We start from the raw sequence: 16,174 nt of genomic DNA on the forward strand, positions 1-16,174 counted from the left end.
GCGGGTCGCTGAGCCTGTCGAAGCGTCCGCGGGAATCGCGGAACGGCGAGCGGTCGCTGAGCCTGTCGAAGCGTCCGCGGGAATCGCGGAACGGCGAGCGGTCGCTGAGCCTGTCGAAGCGTCCGCGGGGGTTGCGGTCCCTTCGACAAGCTCAGGGACCGGGGTTCGCTCAGGGACCTGGGGCAGCTCAAGGACCTCGGCGAGCGCAGGGACCTCGGTCCCGAGGAGCGCCTCGTGAAGCGCGGTCGCCTGCGCGTGCTGCTCGGCATGGCGCCCGGCGTCGGCAAGACGTACGAGATGCTCGAAGAGGGCCGGCGCCTGCGCGACGAGGGCCACGACGTCGTCATCGCGATCGTCGAGACCCACGGTCGCGTCGCCACCGCAGCCCAGGCCGAGGGCCTCGAGGTCATCCCCCGCCGCGCCGTCGCCCACCGCGGGGTCGCCCTCGACGAGATGGATCTGGATGCCGTCCTGGAGCGTCACCCGCGGATCGCCCTCGTCGACGAACTCGCGCACACCAACGTCCCCGGCTCGCGCAACGACAAGCGCTGGATCGACGTCGAAGAGCTTCTCGACGCCGGCATCGACGTCATCACGACGGTCAACGTGCAGCACATCGAATCGCTCAACGACGTGGTCGAGAAGATCACGGGGGTCGTGCAGCGGGAGACGGTTCCGGATGCCGTGGTCCGCTCCGCCGATCAGATCGAGGTCGTCGACCTGGCGCCGCAGTCTCTCCGCGATCGGCTCGCCGCAGGTTCGGTGTATCCCGCCGAACGTATCGACGCCGCCCTGTCGAACTACTTCCGCCTCGGCAACCTGACGGCGCTGCGCGAGCTCGCCCTGCTGTGGCTCGCCGACGAGGTCGACTCGGCCCTGCAGCGCTATCGCACCGAGCACGGCATCGAGGGCTCGTGGCAGGCGCGCGAGCGCGTGGTCGTGGCGCTCACCGGCGGCCCCGAGGGCGAGACGCTCATCCGCCGCGGAGCCCGGATCGCTGCCCGCTCGGCCGGCGGCGAGCTGCTCGCCGTGCACGTGTCGAGTCAGGACGGCCTACGCACCAGCGCTCCGGCCACGCTCGCCGAGCAGCGCGCCCTCGTCGAATCGCTCGGCGGCTCGTATCACCAGGTGGTCGGCGATGACCCGGCGACCGCTCTCGTCGACTTCGCCCGCTCGGTCAACGCCTCGCAGCTCGTCATCGGCGTGAGCCGCCGCGGCCGACTCGCCGCCGCCCTCACCGGTCCCGGCATCGGTGCCACCGTCATCCGCCTCTCGGGCGACATCGACGTGCACATCGTCAGCCACGCGCGCGCGGGCGGCCGGTTCGCCCTCCCCCGCCTCGCCGGCCCGGCGCTGAGCGTCAAACGTCGCATCCTCGGCTTCGTCGCGGCCCTCGTGGGCGGACCGGTGGTCTCGCTCCTGCTGCTGTCCACCGGCTCCGACGACTCCATCACCACCGACGTGCTGGCCTACCAGTTGCTCGTCGTGATCGTCGCCCTCATCGGCGGCATTTGGCCCGCGGTGTTCGCCGCCGTGCTGTCGGGGGTGACGCTCGACTTCCTCTTCATCCAACCGCTGTACACGGTCACGATCAGCAACCCCGTGCACGCGATCGCGCTCGTGCTCTACGTCGTCATCGCGATGCTCGTCAGCATCGTCGTCGACCAGGCGGCCCGCCGCGACCGCACCGCGCGCCGCGCGGGCGCCGAGGCCGAGATGATCGCCACGGTCGCCGGCAGCGTGCTGCGCGGCGAGAGCGCCGTGCCCGCGCTGGTGAGCCGTGCCCGCGAGGCGTTCGGCCTGGCCGGGGTACGGCTGATCGCGGCCGACGGGTCGGTGCTCGCCACCGACGGTGAGCCCGTGCGCGACGATCGCCGGGTCTCCCTCCCCGTCGGCGACGGCCGCGCGACGCTCGAGCTGCACGGCGGCGACCTCGACGCCTCGGAGCGCCGCCTGCTCGACGTCGTCGTGGCGCAGCTCGCAGCCGCCCTCGAGCGCACCGACCTGGCCGAGACCGCGGCCGAAGTCGGCGCTCTCGCCGAAACCGATCAGGTGCGCAGTGCTCTGCTGTCGGCCGTCAGCCACGACCTGCGTCGTCCCCTCGCCGCGGCCGTCGCCTCTCTCGGCGGCCTGCGCGCCGCCGGCGATCACCTCTCCGAGGACGACCGCCGCGAACTGCTCGAGACCGCCGACGAGAGTCTCGCGACCCTCTCGGTGCTCGTGACCGACCTGCTGGACGTGAGCCGGGTACAGGCGGGGGTGCTCGCGGTCTCGCTCACGCCGACGGATGCCGCGGGAGTCGTGCTCATGGCCCTCGACGAGCTCGACCTGGGTCCCGACGACGTCGAGCTCGCCCTCGACCCCGACCTGCCGATGCTGAGCGCCGACCCGGTGCTGCTGCAGCGCGTGCTCGTCAACGTCCTGACCAACGCCCAGCGCTACACGCCCGACGGCGAGCGCGTGCGCATCGCCACGAGCCGACTCGGCGGTACGGCCGAGATCCGCGTGATCGACCACGGGCCGGGCATCGCCGCCGAGCGCCGTGAAGACATGTTCTCACCGTTCCAGCGCCTCGGCGACACCGACAACACCGCCGGCCTCGGCCTCGGCCTCGCGCTCTCACGCGGTTTCGCCGAGGGCATGGGCGGCACTCTCACCCCCGAAGACACCCCCGGCGGCGGGCTCACCATGGTCGTGGCGCTCCCCGTCGCGGGCGCGGAGGCCATGGCATCCGGAACCTCCAGGAGGACGCCGTGAAGGTACTCATCGCCGACGACGACCCGCAGCTGGTCCGCGCTCTGCGCATCACGCTCGCCGCGCACGGCTACGACGTGGTGGCCGCGGCCGACGGCGCCGCCGCCATCACCCTCGCCGCTCAAGCGCACCCCGACATCGTGCTGCTCGATCTCGGCATGCCGCACCTCGACGGCGTGCAGGTGATCGAGGCCCTGCGCGGGTGGACGACCGCCCCGATCATCGTCGTCTCGGGCCGCACGGGCTCGGCCGACAAGGTCGAGGCGCTCGATGCCGGCGCCGACGACTTCGTGACGAAGCCGTTCCAGATCGACGAGCTGCTCGCGCGCCTGCGCGTGCACGCCCGGCGGTCGGTTCCCTCGGCCGGAGACGCCGTCGTGCGCTTCGGCGACGTCGAGGTCGACCTGGCCGCCAAGGCCGTGCTGCGCGGCAGCACCCGCGTGCACCTCACGCCCACCGAGTGGCGGATGCTGGAGTTCCTCGCCCGCAACCCCGGCTCGCTCGTCACGCGTCAGACGCTGCTGAAGGAGATCTGGGCCAGTGAGCAGGTGGCCGACTCCGGCTACCTGCGGCTGTACATGTCGCAGCTGCGCAAGAAGCTCGAGGCCGACCCCTCGACCCCCGTGCACCTGCTGACGGAGCAGGGGATGGGCTACCGACTGGTCGTGTGACCGGCGCTCACTTCCGTGTGCGGCGGGTGCGGGCGATCCACATCGCCTGCCCGATCGTGATGGCCGCCCCGCCGATGGAGAAGACGACGCCCGTCATCACCGCCCCGGCGGCGAACGCCAGCGACGCACCGATCACGATCAAGACGAGCCCCAGCGCGAATCCGCCCCACCGCTTGGCCCTGCGATTCGCGTCGGTCATGGTCTCATCATGTCGGCTCGCGACTCTCGGGGGCGCGGGCTGACCTCTTCGGCTCCGGTGTCAGAGATCGAGGGCGGCTCCCAGTGCCGACAGTCCCTCGCCGACCCGCAACTGCGCATCACCGATATGCACACCGACCGAGGCACCTACGAAATCGGCGCGCTTCCCAGCCACCTCGCCGAGGTGCGCGACCGACTCACGAGATCGTCAACGTCGCCGTCGCGGTGAGGTTCTGATCGCTGTCGCGGTACGCCGCCGTGATGGTCGATGATCCGGATGCCGCCGGCGCGGTGATCTGCGTCGTCCAGACGCCGTAGTAGCTCGTGGTTCCCGAGCTCGCCGCCAGCGTCGCCCCGCCCGACGCCGAGGCCGAGACCGACTGGCCCGCCCAGTTCTTCCCGGCGTTGTCGGTGACCTTGACCGTCACCGTCGCCTTGCCACCCGGGGCCACGCTGGTCGGCGAGACCGACACCGACAGCACCCGGCGGGCGAAGGTCACGGTCGTCGAGGCGGTGGCCGTGCCGCCGCTGCCGGTCGCTGTCACCGTGGCGGTCGCCGTGGCGTCGGCGTGGCCGGTCGCGATGGCCTGCGTGCGGAAGACGCCGTTCGCGTCCGTCGTGCCGCTGCGCGCAGCGAACTGCCATGCCCCGCTCGTGCCGCTCAGCGTCACCGACTGCCCCGCCAGCGGCTGACCGGACGCGTCCTTGCGCACGATGGTGACGTTCACCGCTTCGCCGGAGCGCACGAGGGTCGAGCTGAACGTCAGGGTGACCGACCCCGGGTCCGACCCCGCATGCGCGGGTGAGGTCACGGCCAGCACCACCGCGGGAACGGTGAGGGCGGCAGCGCCGACGACGGCCCGGCGCGAGGGGATGCGGTGCTCGTGGGTGAGGTTCTCGGACATATCGGCGCGCCCTTTCGCTCGGTGAGCGGCGAGTGGAGCGCCGCACGCTCGGCACGGTCCCCGTCATCGTCACCCCTGCCACGCGCGACGATACGACGGACCTCGTCCGATTAGGCCGACGACACCGGCTTCTTCACCCTCAGCGCATGTCGACGAGCGCGTCGTCGCCCGTCTCGTCGTCGACCTCCGCCGCCAGGAATTCCGCCTGCACCCGGGCGCAGCGCGACGCGAGGACGATCGAGTGCAGCAGCATCAGCGCAGTTCCCCGACCGTGTGGCATCCGGGACACGGGAAGGCGATGCGGTCGCCCACGCGCACGTCGCCGGGCAGCACGACGGTTCCGCACGACTCCTCCCCGTGGGCGTCGACGACGGCGAAGGGTTCGTCGTAGGCGTGCGAGACGCGTCCGATGAGCCGCGCCTCACGCCAGACCGCCTCGAGTCCCGCGACGCAGGCGTCGAGGCGCAGGCTGTCGGGCGCGGCATCCGTCACCGTTGCCACCACGACGGTCGTCGACAGGACGGCGGATGCCACCCCACCCGAGGCCGGGATCACCGCGGGCCCCGTGCAGACGCAGGGCGTGCCGCAGATGTCGGCGTATCGACCGACCGACATCGCGCGCACCGTGACGTCGTCGAGCGTGGGCGCGGAGCCGGCGGGCCACGCCGCCGCGTCGAAGGGCGCCGGGATGCTGGCGCGAAGGGTGGGGAGCAGGGCCGTGAGGGTCATGGCATCCGGTCTACGCCGCGTCGGGCGGCGGATCCGCGGCCCTCACGATTCGCGAACGGCCGCGGACGCTTTCCTCACTCTTCACTCGCGGGGAGGATGCGCCGGGGGGTCGTGCGCCGAGACGGCATCTCGCTGACATCTCCGGTGCAGGATGACCCCGGGTTGTCAGCGAGATGCCGTCTCGCGGCTCCGCGGCGTGGCGGTCGGGGCGACCGCGAGATCGCGCGCCCGGCACCGCGCCGTGCTCACGACACGTCGCCCGCGATCTCGCGCAAGGTCGCGAGGTGGCTCCGCCAGGCGGCGCGACCCTGGGTGGTGAGGGTGAGCGAGGTGCGCGGCATCTTGCCCGCGAAGGACTTGCCGACCGACAGGTATCCGGCCGCCTCGAGGCTCGACACCTGCTTGCTGAGGGCGGAGTCGGTCACCTCGATCGCATCGCGCACCTCTTTGAAGCTCAGCGTGCCCGCGCGGTCGAGGGCCGCGACGATCGAGAAGCGCACGGGGTTCTGCAGCAGCTCGTCGAGACGATGCCGCGGGTGCGAGGCGGCCATGGTCACGACCGGGCCTCGCGGGCCGCGCACACGAACGACACGAGAAGCACGAGGCCCGAGGCGAGTCCGGCGAGCAGTACGTTGCCGTGCGCCCAGATCACGACCGAGAGCGCGATCGCGTACGAGACGAACCAGCTGGCGATGTAGGTCGTCCAGCGGCGGCCGCGGGCGAAGGCGGAACGGCCCTGGATGCTGATGACGAAGAAGATGATGAGCGCGAACATCACCGCGAGCAGGCTGACGTAGGCGAGACCGAAGGCGTCGCCGGTGGCGAGGGCCATCGCGAAGGTGCCCATCGAGGTCGCCACGCCCAACGCGACGATGAAGGTGATGTACGGCCACCGCGTGGCGTTGTGCGCCGAGTGGCTGAGGCGGTCGGCGTGGTCGAGCAGTGCTCGCGCCTCGGTCGGAGTGACGGTGGGCGTGTGGTCCATGGCGGATCCTTTCGACTCCTCCACCATGGCATGTACTTTCCACGATGGCAAGTACTTCCCCCGCAACAGGTTGCTATCGCAGGACCGCGGGCACCTCGGCCCACACCGCCCGATCTGCGACCGACGGCGCCACCGGAATCCGGCCTTCGCCGTCGGGCTCGGGGATCGCGGCGAGAAGAGCTCGGGTGTACGGATGCCGCGGAGCCGCCCATACCTCCGCCGTCGGCCCCGACTCCAGCACTCGGCCGCCGAACATCACGTGGGTCCGGTCGGCGATGCGCCGCACCACGGCGAGGTCGTGCGAGATGAACAGCATGCCCGCGCCGGCCTCGGCGACCAGATCGCGCATCAGCGCCGCCACGCTCGTCTGCGTCGAGGCGTCGAGGGCCGAGATCGGCTCATCGGCGACGAGCAGCGAGGGGCGCGCGGCGAGTGCTCGCGCGATCGCGAGGCGCTGCTTCTGCCCGCCCGAGAACTGGTGTGGGAACCGCGTGGCGACGGCGGGCGGCAGGCCCACCCGTTCGAGCCACTCGCCCACCGTCGACCCGGCGGCCCCGCGGGCGCGGGCGGTCGCGATGCCGTCGGCGATCTGGTCGCCCACGCGCCGGCGCGGATTGAGCGAGGTCGAGGGGTCTTGGAAGACCATCTGAATGCTCGTCAGCGCCTTCGAGCGCCGACGCAGACCCAGCGGTGCCACCGGCGAGCCCTGGAAGAGAACGGTTCCGCCGGCGGTCTTCTCGATCCCCACGACAGCGCGGGCGAAGCTCGACTTGCCGCTGCCCGACTCCCCCACCAGCGCCACGGTCTCGCCGGGCGCGACGCGCAGCGACACCTCGTCGACCGCGATCACGGGCGGTGTGCCGGGGTAGCGTACGGTGACTCCCTGCGCGTCGAGGACGGCGGCCTCACTCATCGATCTCGCCCTTCGTCACGGCATCCGCCCACTCGGCGTCGGGAGCCTCGATCTTCGACCCCGGCAGAGCTGCCAGCAGAGCACGCGTGTACTCGTGCTGCGGGTCGCGGAAGAGGGTCTCGCGATCGGCGCGCTCGACGATGAGACCGTCCTTCATGACGGCCACCTCGTCGGCGATCGCGCTCATCACACCCAGGTCGTGGGTCACCAGCAGCACGGCGAGGCGTCGCTCGGTCGCGAGGTCGCGCAGCAGCTGCAGGATGCCGGCCTGCACCGTCACGTCGAGGGCGGTGGTCGGCTCATCGGCCAGCAGCACCTCGGGCTCGCAGGCGAGGGCGCAGGCGATCGCGATGCGCTGACGCTGGCCGCCCGAGAACTGGTGGGGGTAGCGGCCCAGCGCCTCGGCCGCACGGGGCACCTGCACGATCTCGAGCAGTTCCTCGGCCCGCGCGCGCGCCGCTTTGCCCTTCAAGCCCAGGTGCACCCGCAGGTGGTCGGTGAGCTGACGACCCACCGGCAGCTGCGGATGCAGCGACGCCGAGGGGTCTTGGAAGATCATCGCGATGCGCTTGCCCCGGATGCGGTTGAGCGCGCGACGGCCGAGCCCGAGGATCTCCTCGCCGGCGAGGAGGATCGAACCACCCGTCCGCGCCTGGCGGGGAAGCAGTCCGAGCACGGCGAGCGAGGTCAGTGTCTTGCCCGAACCCGACTCTCCGGCCAGGCCGTGGATGCGGCCCGGCTCGAGTTCGAAAGAGACGCCGCGAACGAGCGGGCGACCGATGTCGATCGTCAGATCGCGGATCGAGAGGGTGCTCATGCGGGCACCCCCGCCGAGGCCTGGTGATCGGCCTGCCGCTCATGCGTGATCTCGGCCGTGGGGTCGAGCACGTCGCGCATCGCATCGCCGAGGAAGTTGAACGCGAGCACGACCGTGAGGATCGCCAGTCCGGGGAACACCCCGAGCCACCACGCGTCGAAGTTCTGCATCGCGCCCGAGATCATCGAGCCCCACTCCGCCGTCGGCGGCTGTGCGCCCAGGCCCAGGAACGATAGGCCCGAGAGCAGCAGGATCGCCGCGCCGATGTCGAGCGTCGCGAGAACGAGCGCGGGGCCGGCGATGTTGGGGAGGATGTCGACGGCCAGCGTGCGCAGCGGCGAGTGGCCGAGCAGTCGACCGGCGATGACGTAGTTCTGTCCGCGCAGACCCAGCACGATGCTGCGGGTGACGCGGGAGTACTGCGGCCACGACACCACGATCGCGGCGATGACGGCGTTGAACAGCGACGGTCCGAGCGAGGCGGCGACCACCATCGCCAGGATCACGGTCGGGAAGGCCATGAACAGATCGGTGATGCGCATGAGCGTCTCATCGATCCACCCGCCGAAGTACCCGGCGACGGCGCCGATCACCGTTCCGATGATCAGGGCGGCGAGCACCAGCATGAGCGCGAGCGGGAGGCTGACGGTCGCACCCGTCATCAGGCGCGAGAAGATGTCTCGCCCGTTGCCGTCGGTGCCGAGCAGCGTGTCGATGCCCGGCTCCTGCAGGCGCGGGAGCACCTGGTCGTTGGGGCCGAACGGCACCCACCACTGGGCGGTGAAGGCGACGATCACCCAGGCGCCGGCGATGACGGTGCCGATGATGCCGAGGGGCGTGCGCCAGGCACGGGGCCAACGGAAACGGAAGCGCCCGCGCTTCGACGCGGCGGCGAGGTGGCTCATGCGATCCTCACTCGGGGGTCGAGCACGCCGTACAGCAGGTCGACGATGAAGTTGATGAGCAGGTAGATGACTCCGACGACGAGACCGACGCCCATGATGCCGGGCAGGTCGAGGTTCGCGGCCGAGTTGTAGGCGTAGGTGCCGAGTCCCGGCCACGCGAACACCGATTCGACGAGCACGGTCCCCGACAGCAGCGCCCCGAACGCGACGCCCACGACGGTGAGGATGGGCAGCGACGCACCGCGAAGCACGTAGTCGACGATGATGCGCATCGCCGGCAGACCCTTGGCGCGGGCGGCGCGGACGTAGTCGCTTCCGAGCACCTCGAGCACCGAGGTGCGGATGAAGCGGGTGAGCAGCCCGATCGTGACCAGCGAGAGCACCATCACCGGCAAGGCGAGGTGGGCGAGGGCATCGATGAACCCCACCCCATCGCCGTTGAGCAGGTAGTCGACCGTGTAGAGACCGGTCACGCGAGGAGGCGGAGTGATGGCGGGCGAGATGCGGCCCGACCCCGGCGCGATGCGCAGCTCGAGGAAGAAGACGTAGAAGCTCACCAGAGCCAGCCAGAACGTCGGCACGCTCAGCCCGACCAGGGTGACCACACGGATCACCTGGTCGGAGACGAGCCCGCGGCGGTAGGCGGCGAGGGTTCCCAGCACGATGCTCACCACCATGCTGAGGATGATCGCCCCGATGGCGATCTCGATGGTCGCCGGGACCGCCGTGGCGAGGTCGCTGGTGACCGGGCGACCGGTCACCAGCGAGGTGCCGAGGTCTCCGCGCAGCAGATTGCCCATGTAGATGAAGTACTGGACGAACAGCGGCTGGTCGAGTCCTTGGGCCTTGATGAACGCCTCGCGGGTCGCGGGGTTCTGCGAAGCTCCCTCACCCAGCGCCGCCGACACGGGATCACCCGGCACCAGGTTGGTGAGCGCGAACGTGACGACGGTCACGCCCACCAACAGGATGAGGGAGGTTCCCGCGCGACGCAGGAGATAGCCGGCCAGGGGCGATCGGCGTCGCCGCGTCCCGCTGCGCACGGGCACTGTCGTCATGAGGGGACCGCTCAGCCGGCCGGCGTGATCTCGGCGATGTCCATCTCCCAGACCGAGTTGTACACGGCACCCGTGACGGCGTTCGCCGAGGCGATGTTGCGGCCGGGGATGATGAGCGGCACGAACGGGCCCTCGGTCTGCATGGCTTCGGCGAAGTCGGTGAAGGCGGCCGTGCGAGCGGTCGGGTCGGTGGCCGATGCGGCATCCGCGGCGATCTTCGCGATCGTCGGGTTCGCCTCAGCGGTCCAGCCCGAACGCAGACCCACCTTCAGGCCGGGGCCGAAGGGCAGGAAGTTGGCGGAGTCGGCGTAGTCGGGACCCCAGAACCACAGGCCGAAGCCCTCGGTGCCGCCGACGTAGGCGTCGAGCTCGGTGGCGAAGGGCGCGGGGGCGAGCTCGACCGCGATGCCGGCGTCCTTGAGCTGCGACTGCACGCGCTCGGCGAGAGGGGTGAACTCCACGCCGCCGACCGGGTAGTCGTTCGGGAACTGCAGGCGCAGGGTCTGGCCGGTGTAGCCGGCCTCGGCGAGCGCCGCCTTGCTCTTGGCGAGGTCCTGGCTGACGCCCGACTCGAGCGCTCCCTCGAATCCGAGCGGGATGACGCCCGTGGCCTGCTTGGCGCCGGCACCGGCGAGCTCGAGCAGCTTGTCGTAGTCGAGGGCGTAGCGGATCGCCTCGGCGAGCTTGACGTTCGCGAGGTCGCCGGCCACGGCGGGCGACTGGTTCAGCAGGAGGAAGATCGTCTGACCCGAGGGGACCGAGTCGACCGTCAGACCGTCGCCGAGGCCCGAGACCTGGTCGCCGTTGAGGTCCATCGCGACCATCGAGTCGCCGCCCTTGAGGTTGGCCAGCTGCGTGGCGCTCTCGGTGACGTTGCGCACCACGACCCGCGAGAAGTCCGACTTCTCGTCGCCGTTGTAGGCGTCGTTGCGGGTGAGCACGACCTGCGACGACAGGTCGAGGGTGTCGAGCACGAACGGGCCGGAACCGGCGGACGCGCCGTCGAGGTACTTCTGCGCCGAGTCGGAGCCGTCGGTGTTGCCGCCGTTCTCTTTCACCACGTCGGAGTTGACGATGCCGAGCGCGGGGTTCGCGAGGATCGCCGGCAACTGCAGCAGCGGGGTCGCGGACGTGAACGAGATCGTCTTGTCGTCGACCTCGGCGATGGTGATGCCGCCGAGCAGGAAGTTCGGCTTCGCCTCGGCCATGCCCTGGATGCGCTGGAGGCTGAACACGACGTCCTTCGCCTCGATGGGCGAACCGTCCGAGAAGACGCGGTCGCCCTCGAGAGTGAAGGTGAACTCCGTCGCCGCGTCGTTCTGCGTCCAGGACGCGAGGCCGGGCTGGGGGGTCGACACGTCGGAGCCGTCGAAATCGACGAGGGTCTCGTACATCGCCTTGGCGATCATGTTGCCGGTGGGGTCGTAGGTGTGGCCCGGGTCGGTCGTTTCGATGGAGAACGCGGTGTCGATGACGAGCGACTGTGCGCTGTCCGACGAGTTGCCGTTGTTGGCCGAGTTGCCTCCGGTGCAGCCGGCGAGCGCGAGGAGCGCCACCGCTCCGATCGCGAGAACCGACGTGGTGCGACGTGACGACATAGAGGCCTCCGGAGCCGAGGAGTACATTCGGGAACGGCCGCCACCTCAGTGGACGGCCGGGTTTAGATTCGCACCTTATGCGACGATGTGTCCAGCGATGTTACCTGGCAGCGTCGGTCCGTCCAGCCAATGAGCCACTGGGAGCAGAATGTCCAGCAACGTCGCGGAACCTACGAGGGATTCTGGACGAAGTGTCACGCCATTGGACGATACGGCGTACAAAATCCTCGCGGTCCTGCGAGATAACGGTCGCATCTCGATAGCCGCGCTCGCGGAGAAGGTCGGGATCTCGCGTGCCAACGCCTACACGCGGGTCGAGGCCCTCGTGCAGGAGGGGGTCATCACGGGCTTCAGCGCGCAGGTCGACCATGCCCGCGCGGGACTGTCGATCGGGGCGCTGGTCTTCGTGACGGTCATGCCGCAGGCCTGGGCCTCGTTCCGCGACCGGGTCGTCGAGATGCCCGACGTGGAGTGGTGCGCGATCACCACCGGCGAGCACGACGCGATGCTGCTGATCCGCGCCGTCGACGTCAGCGGCGTGCACGAGTTCTCGACGGGCGTCATCGCACAGCTGCCCGAGGTGCGGACGGTGGTCAGCGTGGTCGTGCTCGACGAGGTCATCCGCCGCCCCTACCTGCTACCCGCCGATCTGCCCGACCGCACGGCCACGAACACCCTGCTGGGCATGACGCGGTGGACGCCGGCGACCCCCGGCCGCGACACGCTGCCGCCCCGCTGAGTCAGGCGGAGATCTCCTCGCACACGCTCAGCTGCGGCGCACCGTGCATCTCGTAGTGCTCGACGAGGCGGATGCCGCCGGCCTCGGTCAGCTCGAGATCGCTCTCGCCGTCTCCGGTGACCACGGTGCCGTCGGCGACCAGCACGTGCACGAACGACACCCAGATCTTGTCGGCGGTGCGCGTGCCCACGAACTTGCCGAAGGTCACGGTGTCTCCCTCGTACCCTCCCCAGATCGCCCCGTCGCGCTCGAAGTACTCGAAGATGCTGGGGGCCTCGGGATCGACGGCGGACGTGGTCGACGAGACCATGCGGAATCTGCGGCCGTCGAGGGAGGGGAGCGTGGCGGTCATCTGTCGATTATGGGGGTCGCCTCGATCGAGGTGACTCGCTCGGCCGCGAGACCGCACGGCACCCACCCATCCGGCGCGACGTAGCCTGGAGGGGTGAGCCTCCCCTTCGACGTCGCCGCCGTGCGCGCCGACTTCCCGATCCTCGAGACCGAGATCGACGGTCGGCCCCTCGTCTACCTCGACTCGGGCGCCACCAGCCAGAAGCCGCGCGCCGTGCTCGAGGCCGAACGCGAGTTCCTCGAGCAGGCGAACTCCGCCGTGCACCGCGGCGCCCACACCCTCGCCGCAGAGGCCACCGAGCTCTTCGAAGACGCGCGCGTCACCGTCGCCGAGTTCGTCGGCGCCGAGCCCGAGCAGCTCGTATGGACGAGCGGCGCGACGGCCGGGCTCAACCTCGTCGCCGGGTCGCTCGGCTACCGCGGCGACCTGCAGATCCGCGAAGGCGACGAGATCGTCGTGACCGAGGCCGAGCACCACGCCAACCTCATCCCCTGGCAGGAGCTCGCCGCCCGCACCGGTGCCCGCCTGCGCCATATCCCCGTGCTCGAAGACGGCATGCTCGACATGCACGCCGCGGCCGAGCTCATCGGCGAGCGCACCAAGGTCGTCGCCTTCCCGCACGTGTCGAACGTGCTCGGCATCGTGAACCCCGTCGCGAAGCTCGTCACCCTCGCTCGCGGCGTCGGCGCGCTGACCGTGCTCGACGCGTGCCAGTCGGCCCCTCATCTGCGCCTCGACCTGCCGGCATCCGGGGTCGACCTCGCCGTCTTCTCGGGCCACAAGGTCTACGGGCCCTACGGCATCGGGGCGCTCTGGGGTCGCGACGAGGTGCTCGAGGCGCTGCCGCCGTTCACCACGGGCGGGTCGATGATCACCACCGTCACCCTCGACCGGGCCGAGTACCTGCCCCCGCCGCAGCGCTTCGAGTCGGGCACGCAGCCGGTGTCGCAGGCGGTCGCCCTCGCCGCCGCCGTGCGCTGGCTCGGCGAGCACGACCTCGACGCCGCGCACGCTCACGAGGCCGTGCTCGAGAAGCGCCTGCGCGAGGGGCTCCGCTCGATCGACGGCATCCGCCTCCTCGGAGACACGGATGCCGCGGAGCGCGTCGCCCTGCAGGCCTTCGAGGTGCAGGGCGTACACGCGCACGACGTGGGTCAGTTGCTCGACTCGCGCGGCGTCGCCGTGCGCGTCGGACACCACTGCGCGCAGCCCCTGCACCGCCGGTTCGGAATGACGGCGTCGGTGCGAGCGAGCGCCGCGATCCACACCACGGAGGCCGAGATCGACACCTTGCTCGACGCCGTGTCGGGCGTGCGCGGCTTCTTCGGCGTGGGGGCCGCGGCATGAGCGGGCTCGAGTCGCTCTACCAGGAGCTCATCCTCGACCACGCGAAGAACCGTCGCGGTTTCGGTCTGGCCGAACCCGGGGCGCACAGCGCGACCGTGCACCAGCGCAACCCGATCTGCGGCGACGAGATCACCCTGCGCGTCGACGTCGAGGGCGACCGGGTGGCATCCGTCACCTGGGAAGGCGCAGGCTGCTCGATCTCGCAGTCGTCTGCGTCGATGCTGGTCGCCCTGCTGCAGGAAGACGGCGGCGCCGAGGGCATGGCGAAGACCGACGTCGAGGCGCTGATCACGCAGTTCCGCGAAGCGCTGCGCTCGCGCGGCAAGATCCCCCTCGACGAGGAGACCTTCGCCGACGCCGCCGCGCTGTCGGGGGTGTCGAAGTACACGGCCCGGGTGAAGTGCGCGATGCTCGCGTGGGTCGCGCTCGAAGAGGGGCTGCGGCAGGCCTGAGCGCGGCGGTACGCGCGGCGCAACCTCAGCGAAACGCACAAGCTCCGTCGGCATCCGCCGATCCGGGCTGAGATTGCGCGGATCGCGGAGGATACGCCCGGCCGACGTGCGGGCACGCGGCGCACAACGTCAGCGATACGCACAAGCTCCGTCGGCATCCGCCGATCCGGACTGACAATGCGCGGATCGCGGAGGATACGCGCGGCCCGAGGCGCGCTAGCCTTCCGTCAGACGGACGAAAGGGCGGATGCCATGGCCACCGGCGGAGCAGGATTCAGCGACGAAGAACGCGCGGCGATGAAGCAGCGCGCCGAAGAGCTCAAGGCCGGCAAAGGACTGAAGGGCGCGGCGAAGCTCGAGAAGGAGAACGAGGCCTGCCTCGAAGCGATCGACAAGCTCGAGGGCGTGGATCGCGCGATGGCCGAACGCCTGCACGTGATCGTGCTCGAAGAGGCCGCGCACCTCACGCCCAAGACGTACTACGGCTTCCCCGCCTACGCGAAGGACGGCAAGGTCGTCGTGTTCTACCAGCCGGCGTCGAAGTTCAAGACGCGTTACGGCACCGTCAGCTTCGACGACACCGCCCAGCTCGACGACGGACCCATGTGGCCGGTGTCGTTCGCGATCGCCGAGGTCACGGCCGAGGTCGAGAAGCGCATCCGCGACGCCGTGCGCCGCGCGGCTTCCGCGGCCTAGGCCGGACGCCTCGAGCACCTCGGCGACGGATGCCGAGACCCCGGGCCACGGCATCCGTCGCGCTTCACGCCAAGACGACGCGCTCCATCCGCTCGAAGCTCTGCTCCATGCCGTCGACCATGCCGGTGGCGAGCACGGTGTCGCGGGTGACGGCGTCGGGGTACGCGATCAGCAGGGTGACGAGAGTGGCGCCGTCCTCCTCGTAGAACGACAGGTCGTTCGTCGTCGAGGGGAAGTCGGTGCCGGTCATGTGCTCGGTCTGCACGATGCGTCGCGGCTCGTCGACCAGCAGGGTCGTGCCATCGAAACCGAAGCCCTCGCCCTCGGTGCCCGGTTCGGGTTCCCACGCGATGCGGTAGTCGCCGCCGACCGACACGTCGACGTCGGCCACGCTCATGCGCCAGCCATCGGGGCCGAGCATCCACTGCCGCATGAGGTCGGGGTCGACGTGCGCGCGCCAGACGAGCTCGCGCGGACCCTCGATCAGCCGGGTGATGCGCACGCGCTGGTCATCGAGGATCTCGAGCTGCGTCCCCGTGCCCTGGGCGAACTCCCGCAGCCCCTGTAGCACGGCGTCGAGCTGGTTGATGGCGAGGGTGGATCCCTCGACGGCCCCCATGGCGAGCACCTGTTCGAGCCCCTCGAGCGAGTCGAAGTACGTCACGTTCGTCAGGCGCGAGCCGGCATCCGTCTGCTCGAAGGCGAAGGTCATGCGCATCGCCGGCATGCCGGGGATCGCGTCGCCGTTCTCGTCGACGAACGAATCGACCACCTCGAATCCGCGCGGCTCGTCGATGTCGATGAACTCCCAGCTCCCCCGCGCGATCTCTCCGGTCGGGCTGGCCATCGCGTAGCGCGCGCGGCCTCCACGCTCGAAGTCGAAGCTGGCGAAGGTCGCCGGCCAGTTGGGAGGACCCCAGAAGCGCTCGAGCTGACGCGGGTCGGTGAAGACCTGCCAGAGGCGCTCGGGGCCGGCGGCGAAATCGGCGACCAGGGTCATGGTGAGCGCTTCGGCGTCGCTCTCGACGGATGTGACGGGCATGGCGGACTCCTTC

At 70.5% G+C, this 16,174-nt stretch carries 18 protein-coding genes; 6 read left to right on the top strand and 12 right to left on the bottom strand.

What is annotated here, in order from left to right:
- Positions 1-234: 234 nt before the first annotated feature.
- Both FS769_RS05865 and FS769_RS05870 read left to right on the top strand, forming a co-directional pair.
- Positions 235-2,757 carry an ATP-binding protein gene (locus tag FS769_RS05865; protein ID WP_144830611.1) on the top strand — a complete coding sequence of 841 codons (2,523 nt, stop codon included), beginning with the start codon at positions 235-237 and terminating at the stop codon, positions 2,755-2,757.
- The gene (locus FS769_RS05870; protein ID WP_144830614.1) at positions 2,754-3,425 is read left to right on the top strand and encodes a response regulator; all 672 of its coding nucleotides are present in this window, start codon (positions 2,754-2,756) and stop codon (positions 3,423-3,425) included. The genes FS769_RS05865 and FS769_RS05870 overlap by 4 nt, the downstream gene beginning before the upstream one ends.
- A gap of 7 nt (positions 3,426-3,432) precedes the next feature.
- Here FS769_RS05870 and FS769_RS05875 read toward each other — a convergent pair whose 3' ends face one another.
- From FS769_RS05875 to FS769_RS05920, 10 genes are all read right to left on the bottom strand, one after another.
- Positions 3,433-3,624, bottom strand: a complete 192-nt coding sequence (locus FS769_RS05875) for a hypothetical protein (RefSeq protein WP_144830616.1) — start codon at positions 3,622-3,624, stop codon at positions 3,433-3,435.
- Between the two features lie 196 nt (positions 3,625-3,820).
- A complete protein-coding gene (locus tag FS769_RS05880; RefSeq protein WP_144830619.1) occupies positions 3,821-4,528 on the bottom strand; it encodes an Ig-like domain-containing protein in 708 nt (235 codons plus the stop codon).
- A gap of 252 nt (positions 4,529-4,780) precedes the next feature.
- Positions 4,781-5,257 (bottom strand): hypothetical protein, encoded by a 477-nt coding sequence (locus FS769_RS05885; protein ID WP_144830622.1) that lies wholly within the window; start codon positions 5,255-5,257, stop codon positions 4,781-4,783.
- A gap of 245 nt (positions 5,258-5,502) precedes the next feature.
- Positions 5,503-5,808: a transcriptional regulator gene (locus FS769_RS05890; protein ID WP_186325471.1), complete on the bottom strand. Its 306-nt coding sequence runs from the start codon at positions 5,806-5,808 to the stop codon at positions 5,503-5,505.
- A 2-nt stretch (positions 5,809-5,810) separates the two neighbouring features.
- A complete protein-coding gene (locus FS769_RS05895) occupies positions 5,811-6,242 on the bottom strand; it encodes a chemotaxis protein CheY (protein ID WP_144830628.1) in 432 nt (143 codons plus the stop codon).
- 73 nt (positions 6,243-6,315) lie between these two features.
- Positions 6,316-7,155: an ABC transporter ATP-binding protein gene (locus FS769_RS05900; RefSeq protein ID WP_144830631.1), complete on the bottom strand. Its 840-nt coding sequence runs from the start codon at positions 7,153-7,155 to the stop codon at positions 6,316-6,318.
- Entirely contained in the window at positions 7,148-7,972 is an 825-nt protein-coding gene (locus FS769_RS05905; RefSeq protein ID WP_144830634.1) for an ABC transporter ATP-binding protein, read from the bottom strand. Before FS769_RS05905 ends, FS769_RS05900 begins: the two co-directional genes overlap by 8 nt.
- Entirely contained in the window at positions 7,969-8,877 is a 909-nt protein-coding gene (locus tag FS769_RS05910; protein ID WP_144830637.1) for an ABC transporter permease, read from the bottom strand. Before FS769_RS05910 ends, FS769_RS05905 begins: the two co-directional genes overlap by 4 nt.
- Positions 8,874-9,935, bottom strand: coding sequence for an ABC transporter permease (locus FS769_RS05915; protein ID WP_144830640.1), 1,062 nt, complete (start codon positions 9,933-9,935; stop codon positions 8,874-8,876). The genes FS769_RS05910 and FS769_RS05915 overlap by 4 nt, the downstream gene beginning before the upstream one ends.
- A gap of 11 nt (positions 9,936-9,946) precedes the next feature.
- Positions 9,947-11,533 carry an ABC transporter substrate-binding protein gene (locus FS769_RS05920; protein WP_144830643.1) on the bottom strand — a complete coding sequence of 529 codons (1,587 nt, stop codon included), beginning with the start codon at positions 11,531-11,533 and terminating at the stop codon, positions 9,947-9,949.
- 202 nt (positions 11,534-11,735) lie between these two features.
- On the opposite strand from FS769_RS05920, the gene FS769_RS05925 reads away from it, so the two are divergent.
- Positions 11,736-12,272, top strand: coding sequence for an Lrp/AsnC family transcriptional regulator (locus tag FS769_RS05925; RefSeq protein ID WP_144830646.1), 537 nt, complete (start codon positions 11,736-11,738; stop codon positions 12,270-12,272).
- Between the two features lies 1 nt (position 12,273).
- On the opposite strand, the gene FS769_RS05930 is transcribed toward FS769_RS05925, so the two are convergent.
- Positions 12,274-12,624, bottom strand: coding sequence for a hypothetical protein (locus FS769_RS05930; RefSeq protein WP_230703979.1), 351 nt, complete (start codon positions 12,622-12,624; stop codon positions 12,274-12,276).
- 93 nt (positions 12,625-12,717) lie between these two features.
- On the opposite strand from FS769_RS05930, the gene FS769_RS05935 reads away from it, so the two are divergent.
- The 3 genes from FS769_RS05935 to FS769_RS05945 all read left to right on the top strand — a co-directional run bounded on the left by FS769_RS05935 (position 12,718) and on the right by FS769_RS05945 (position 15,119).
- On the top strand, positions 12,718-13,971 hold the full coding sequence (locus FS769_RS05935; RefSeq protein WP_144830648.1) for an aminotransferase class V-fold PLP-dependent enzyme: 1,254 nt from the start codon (positions 12,718-12,720) through the stop codon (positions 13,969-13,971).
- Positions 13,968-14,423, top strand: a complete 456-nt coding sequence (gene sufU, locus FS769_RS05940; RefSeq protein ID WP_144830651.1) for a Fe-S cluster assembly sulfur transfer protein SufU — start codon at positions 13,968-13,970, stop codon at positions 14,421-14,423. Before FS769_RS05935 ends, sufU begins: the two co-directional genes overlap by 4 nt.
- Positions 14,424-14,675: 252 nt before the next feature.
- A complete protein-coding gene (locus FS769_RS05945) occupies positions 14,676-15,119 on the top strand; it encodes a hypothetical protein (protein ID WP_144830653.1) in 444 nt (147 codons plus the stop codon).
- A gap of 64 nt (positions 15,120-15,183) precedes the next feature.
- On the opposite strand, the gene FS769_RS05950 is transcribed toward FS769_RS05945, so the two are convergent.
- Positions 15,184-16,161, bottom strand: coding sequence for an SRPBCC family protein (locus FS769_RS05950; protein ID WP_144830656.1), 978 nt, complete (start codon positions 16,159-16,161; stop codon positions 15,184-15,186).
- Between the last annotated feature and the right edge of the window lie 13 nt (positions 16,162-16,174).

This window comes from Microbacterium sp. BH-3-3-3 (assembly GCF_007679045.1).
Taxonomy (GTDB): Bacteria; Actinomycetota; Actinomycetes; order Actinomycetales; family Microbacteriaceae; genus Microbacterium; species Microbacterium algihabitans.